Here is a 5895-nt window from a genome sequence, read left to right on the forward strand (position 1 = left end):
TGATCGGCTATGGCGCGTTCGCGATCGCGTTTCCCGCCCAGGTGCCGGCGGCGATCGGCACCGTGGTCGCCGACTGGACCGGCGCGAATCCGCATCCGGTCGTGCTGCAGCGGCCCGCCGCGCAGCCGCTGTCGGCGGTCGCGCAGCTCGGGCGCGCGCTGTTCCACGATCCGTCGCTGTCCGCATCGGGCAAGCAGTCGTGCGCGTCGTGCCATAGTCCCGATCATGCGTATGGCCCACCGAATGCGCTCGACGTGCAACCGGGCGGCCTCGCGATGACGCAGCAGGGCTATCGTCCGCCGCCGTCGCTGATGTACCTGTACCGCCAGCCGAATTTCAGCATCGGCCCCGACGCCGGTGAAAACGACGCCGCGCCGAGCGTCGCGCAGCAGGCCACGGCGGCGGCCGGCGTCGTCAAGGCGCAGAAGGTGGCCGGTACGTCGGCCGCGCCGCAGCTCGTGCCGCAAGGCGGGATGTTCTGGGACGGCCGCGCCGATACGCTGCAGCAACAGGCGTTCGGCCCGCTGCTGAATCCGGTCGAGATGGCGAATGCGAGCGTCGACGACGTCGCACGCAAGCTCGCGCAGTCGTCGCATCGCGCGCAATTCGAGCAGTTGTTCGGCGCGCGCGTGTTCTCCACGCCGCAGCTCGCGGTGTCGGAAGCGATGTTCGCGATCGCGCGCTATCAGGTCGAGGATCCGTCGTTCCATCCGTACGACAGCAAGTACGACCGCTGGCTCGAAGGCCGCGCGCGCCTCACGCAGGCCGAACTGCGCGGGCTGCGCCTGTTCAACGATCCGGACAAGGCGAATTGCGCGGGCTGCCACTTGTCGAAACCCGGCAAGGACGGCTTGCCGCCGATGTTTACCGATTACCAGTACGAGGCGCTCGGCGCGCCGCGCAACCGGGCGCTCGCGCAGAACCGCAACCCGGCGTTCTACGATCTCGGCGTGTGCGGGCCGTTCCGCGACGACCTGAAGGACCAGACACAGTATTGCGGGATGTTCCTGACGCCGACGCTGCGTAATTCGGCGACACGCCACGTGTTCTTCCACAACGGCGTATTCCACACGCTCGACCAGGTGATGGCGTTCTACAACGAGCGCAGCATCTCGCCGCAGAAGTTCTATTCGCGCGGCGCGGACGGCAAGGTCGACGAATACGACGACATTCCGCCGAAATATCGCGCGAACGTCGACGTGACCGATGCGCCGTTCGATCGCAAGCCGGGCGACAAACCCGCGATGACGGCGCAGGACATCAAGGATATCGAAGCGTTCCTCGGCACGCTGACGGACGCCCCGGCGCAGCACTGAGCGCCGGCCGGGCGCCGCGCCGGGTCAGCAGCGCGCGCGGATGCACAGGAAGGCCGGTGCCAGCGACAGCTCCGCATGGAGCCGTTCGGATACGGCTTTCATTTCCGGCAGCGGCGTCGGTTCGACGAAGCGCTCGAGCCGCCAGCCGCCGTCGGCGACCGCGTTCAGGATGTCGGCGAGCGGCCGCCGCCACGCTTCGACGTACGGCTTCGGCTCGCCGAACCCCGACCAGTGGAAACCGAAGCGGGACGTGTCGAAATACGTACCGTCGCCGCGCGTGCGTTCGTCCATCCAGTCGCGCACCGGATGCGCCATCGAGAACACGAGCGTTCCGCCCGGCCGCGCGACGCGCCGGAATTCGCGCAGCGTCGGCGCGAGATCGCGCACGTAGTCGAGCGCGAGCGAGCACAGCACCTTGTCGACCGACGCGTCGGGCAGCCACGCGAGCGGCGCCTCCAGGTCGCCTTCCCTGACGTCGACCGGCAGGCCCGCGCAACGCGTCCTTGCGAGCGCAACCATCTCCGGCGTCACGTCGAACGCATGCACGGTCGCGCCGTGACCGGCGAGATGCGCGCTGCAGATGCCGGGCCCGCAGCCGGCGTCGAGCACCGTCAGGCCTGCTACGTCGCCGAGCAGCGCCATGGATGCCGGCCGCTCGTAGAGCCCGTTGTGCGCCTTCGTCGGCGCGAGGTCCGCATAGCGTTGCGCGAAGCTCGCGTAAGCGCGGCGGCCGGGCGATTCGTTCGGGTCGTTCGGGTCGGTCATGCGGTATCCGTCGGTCGAAACTGGGCAGGCCGATTCTGCCCGATCGGACGACGGATGGCGACTGCCGTCACAGGTAGGTCAGGACAGGCTGTCGAGCAACCGATACCAGGCGACCCCGGCCGCGATATAGAAGCGCTGCAGCCCGTGCAACGGAATGGGCCGGATCGGCGTGACGCGGAACGGCAGCGGCAATTGCGCATCGCCCGACAGATGCGCGGCCAGATGCTTGCCGAGCGTCGTCGCCATCGCGATGCCGCGGCCGTTGTAGCCGAGCGCGATCGTCACGCCCGGCGCGGGCTCGTGCACGTGCGGCAGGAAATCCGCGGTGATCGCGACGCGCCCCGCCCAGCGGTATTCGAACCGGACGCCCTTCAGTTGCGGATACAGCAGCGTCGTCGCGCGTTCGAGATGGCGCCAGTCGCTCGGCGCGCGCGGTTCGGCGAACGGGCCGCGGCCGCCCATCAGCAGGCGGCCGGCCGCGTCACGGCGAAAGTACAGCAGCAGACGGCGCGCGTCCGATGCGACCTCGCCGCCGGCGAGGATGTCGCGGCCGAGCGCCGGCGCGAGCGGCTCCGTCGCGACGATGAAACTGTTCGCGGCGATCACCGACTGGCGCAAGCCGGGCCACAGCCCGTCCGTGTAGCCGTTGGTCGCGATCACGACGCGCTCGGCCGACAGCGTCGCGCCGCCGGACGTCGCGACCCGCCAGCGGCCGTCGGCACGTGTCAGCCCGACGGCGCGGGTCGACCCGTGCACGACCGCCCCGCTCGCCTGAGCTGCCCGCACGAGACCGCGCGTATAGCTGAGCGGCTGCACGCTGCCGGCACGGCGATCGATCCAGCCGCCCGCATACGCTGGCGTACCGAGCCGTCGCGCGACGTCGTCGCGGCCGAGCACGTCGACCGGCGCGCCGCGCGCCGCCCATTGCTGCGCACGGCGTGCAACCGTGTCGAGCATCGCTGTGGTCGGCGCGGGTTGAATCCACCCCTCGCGACGCGCATCGCAGTCGATCGCGTGCCGCGCGATCAGGTCGAACACGGTATCGGCCGCACCGCCGACGATACCGGCAAGCTGCTCGCCGGCCTCGTCGCCGAACCGGCGGACCAGTTCGTCGGGGTCGTATTTCAGCCCGGGAATCACTTGCCCGCCGTTGCGGCCCGATGCGCCCCAGCCCGGCTGCGCGCCATCGATCACGCGAACGTTCACGCCACGTTCGGCCAGATGCAGTGCGGTCGACAGGCCCGTGAAGCCGGCGCCGACGATCGCCACGTCGCACGACACCGATGCGTCGAGCGCGGGCGTATCGGGTGCCGGCGCGGCGGTCGCCGCCCACAGCGAATCCGGCCACTGTGCGTCGGGCCGTCCGGGTGCCGCAGTCGTTGCGCTCATGTTCGATCCGGGTGGTCGGCGCCGTCCGACGCCAGCAGGCGACGCAGGAATTCCTGCGTGCGGGGATGGCTCGGCTGCGTCAGCACCGCGCGTGCCGGCCCGCTTTCGCAGATCGTGCCGTCGTGCAGGAAGCACACGCGATCGGCCACCTCGCGGGCGAATGCCATTTCGTGCGTGACGACCACCATGGTCATCCCGTCGCGGGCCAGCCCGCGCATCACGCCCAGCACTTCGCCGACGAGTTCGGGGTCGAGCGCCGACGTCGGCTCGTCGAACAGGATCGCCTGCGGCTCCATCGCAAGCGCACGTGCGATCGCGACGCGCTGCTGCTGCCCGCCCGACAGCTCGGACGGATACGCATTCATCCGGTGCGCGAGGCCGACCTTGTCGAGCAGCGCGCGGGCCTGTTCGCGCGCCTGCGCGGCCGGCACGCGCCGCACGTGCACCGGCCCTTCCATCACGTTCTCGAGCGCCGTGCGGTGGGCAAACAGGTTGAAGCGCTGGAACACCATGCCGACCCGCATCCGCAATTCGTGAATCCGCTTCGAATGCGCGTCGACCTTCACGCCGTCGATCGTGATCGACCCTTCGTCGTAGGTCTCGAAGCCGTTGATACAGCGCAGCACGGTCGACTTGCCGGAACCGGACGGCCCGATCAGGCACACGACTTCACCTTGCTGTACGTCGAGGCTCACGCCCTTCAGCACCGCGTGCTGCTGAAACCGTTTATGGATGGAATCGATCCGGATCATGCGCCCCTCCTCACTGCGAGCCGCTTGCCGAGCCGGTTCACCGCGAACATCAGCGGCAGGCCGAGCGCGAGATACAGCAGCGCGACGAGCGTGTAGACACTCATGTTCTGGAACGTCGACGATGCGATCAGCTGGCCGGCGCGCGTGATTTCCGCGACCGTGATGGTCGACGCGACCGACGAATCCTTCAGCAGCATCACCAGCGTGTTGCCGTACGGCGGCAGCGCGATGCGGAACGCCTGCGGCAGCACCACGCGCCGCATGATCATCGGGCCGCGCATGCCGATCGCGTGCGCGGCTTCGATCTGGCCGCGGTCGATCGCCTCGATGCCGGCGCGGAAGTTCTCGGCCTGATACGCCGAATACGCGATGCCGAGACCGAGCACGCCGGCCTGGAACGCCGACAGTTGCACGCCGAGATCGGGCAGCACGAAATACATGTAGAACAGCTGCACGATGATCGGCAGCCCGCGGATCACGTTGATGATCGTGCTGCCGGCCGTCGCGACGGCACGATTGCGCGACACCTTCAGCAGCGCGAGGATCAGCCCGAGCACCGAGCTGAGCACGAACGCGCATGCGGTGATCTCGATCGTGACCACCGCGCCCTTCAGCAGGATCGGCAGGAAATCGATCGCGTTCTGGAAAAACATGAGGTCTCCTATGCGACGTCCGAACGGCACGCCGCTGGGGATGCCCGCGACGCGCGGGCGTTGCCGGTCGGGAAGCGAGCGCCGACGCTCAGCTCATGTGCCACTTCTGCAGGATCTGCTGCAGCGTGCCGTCGCTCTTCATCTTGCGGATCGCGCCGTTGAGCTGCTCGAGCGTCGCGTTGTCGCCCTTGCGCACGATGAAGCACACCTGCCCCTTCACGACGCTCTGGTATTCGGGCACCAGCCGCACCTGGCGATTGACGCCGTGCTCGATCTGGTACGCGACGATCGGCTGGTCGGCGAAGCCGGCCTTGATACGGCCGAGCGCGACGTCGCGCATGATGTCGGCGATCGAATCGTAGGTCCGGACTTCCTTGAAGATGCCCTTCTTGTTGAGCGCATCGACGAATGCGGTGCCGACCTGCGCGCCGACCACCTGGTCCTTGAAATCGTCCATCGACGTATAGCGGCCCGGATCGTCGGCCTTCACGATCAGGCCTTCGCCGAACGAGTAGACGGTGTCCGAGAAATCGACGACCTGCTGGCGCGCCGGCGTCTTCAGCATCGCGGCCGAGATGATGTCGATCTTCTGCGTGGTGAGCGACGGGATCAGCGCGGAGAACACGGTCTGCTGCACGTCGACGCGAAACCCGGCCGACTTCCCGGCCGCGGTGATCGCATCGACCATCATCCCCTGGATCGAATTGCTCTTGACGTCGAGAAACGTGAACGGCACGCCGGTGGCCGTCGCGCCGACCTTCAGCGTGGGCTCGGCGGCAACGGCGCTCGCCGAAGCCGTGGAGAGTGCGATACAGGTGACGAAACCGGCGGCCAGCGCGCCGAACCGCTTGATGAACGGAACCATGGTGACTCCCTCTCGAATAATCCGGTGCGCCGGCCGGTCGCTGATCGACACTGCGACGATGGCTTGATCTTAAAACGAATCAAAAACATCGCAAATAGATTTTTGCGTATCGATATTCGATACGATATGATGCGGTATCGAATCGATCTCGCCCC

At 67.9% G+C, this 5895-nt stretch carries 6 protein-coding genes; 1 reads left to right on the forward strand and 5 read right to left on the reverse strand.

The genetic code is table 11. The features are described from left to right. The first annotated feature begins 2 nt into the window (after nucleotides 1-2). Entirely contained in the window at nucleotides 3-1316 is a 1314-nt protein-coding gene (locus tag JMF90_RS20745; RefSeq protein ID WP_236598010.1) for a cytochrome-c peroxidase, read from the forward strand. 24 nt (nucleotides 1317-1340) lie between these two features. On the opposite strand, the gene JMF90_RS20750 is transcribed toward JMF90_RS20745, so the two are convergent. From JMF90_RS20750 to JMF90_RS20770, 5 genes are all read right to left on the reverse strand, one after another. After that, nucleotides 1341-2081, reverse strand: a complete 741-nt coding sequence (locus tag JMF90_RS20750; protein WP_011694732.1) for a class I SAM-dependent methyltransferase — start codon at nucleotides 2079-2081, stop codon at nucleotides 1341-1343. Nucleotides 2082-2159: 78 nt separating this feature from the next. Next, nucleotides 2160-3470 carry an FAD-binding oxidoreductase gene (locus JMF90_RS20755; protein ID WP_011547748.1) on the reverse strand — a complete coding sequence of 437 codons (1311 nt, stop codon included), beginning with the start codon at nucleotides 3468-3470 and terminating at the stop codon, nucleotides 2160-2162. After that, nucleotides 3467-4222, reverse strand: a complete 756-nt coding sequence (locus tag JMF90_RS20760) for an amino acid ABC transporter ATP-binding protein (protein WP_006479077.1) — start codon at nucleotides 4220-4222, stop codon at nucleotides 3467-3469. The genes JMF90_RS20755 and JMF90_RS20760 overlap by 4 nt, the downstream gene beginning before the upstream one ends. Continuing rightward, nucleotides 4219-4875, reverse strand: coding sequence for an amino acid ABC transporter permease (locus JMF90_RS20765; RefSeq protein WP_011547749.1), 657 nt, complete (start codon nucleotides 4873-4875; stop codon nucleotides 4219-4221). The genes JMF90_RS20760 and JMF90_RS20765 overlap by 4 nt, the downstream gene beginning before the upstream one ends. Before the next feature lie 88 nt (nucleotides 4876-4963). Next, a complete protein-coding gene (locus tag JMF90_RS20770; protein ID WP_011547750.1) occupies nucleotides 4964-5740 on the reverse strand; it encodes an ABC transporter substrate-binding protein in 777 nt (258 codons plus the stop codon). Nucleotides 5741-5895: the final 155 nt, after the last annotated feature.

It is taken from the genome of Burkholderia sp. E168m23 (assembly GCF_016586125.1).
In the GTDB taxonomy this organism is placed as follows: Bacteria; Pseudomonadota; Gammaproteobacteria; order Burkholderiales; family Burkholderiaceae; genus Burkholderia; species Burkholderia orbicola.

What these genes read in the sequence shown, in the direction of transcription:
- JMF90_RS20760 (WP_006479077.1), bottom strand. Translation starts at nt 4,222, where the DNA reads ATGATCCGGATCGATTCCATCCATAAACGGTTTCAGCAGCACGCGGTG.
- JMF90_RS20750 (WP_011694732.1), bottom strand. Translation starts at nt 2,081, where the DNA reads ATGACCGACCCGAACGACCCGAACGAATCGCCCGGCCGCCGCGCTTAC.
- JMF90_RS20770 (WP_011547750.1), bottom strand. Translation starts at nt 5,740, where the DNA reads ATGGTTCCGTTCATCAAGCGGTTCGGCGCGCTGGCCGCCGGTTTCGTC.
- JMF90_RS20755 (WP_011547748.1), bottom strand. Translation starts at nt 3,470, where the DNA reads ATGAGCGCAACGACTGCGGCACCCGGACGGCCCGACGCACAGTGGCCG.
- JMF90_RS20765 (WP_011547749.1), bottom strand. Translation starts at nt 4,875, where the DNA reads ATGTTTTTCCAGAACGCGATCGATTTCCTGCCGATCCTGCTGAAGGGC.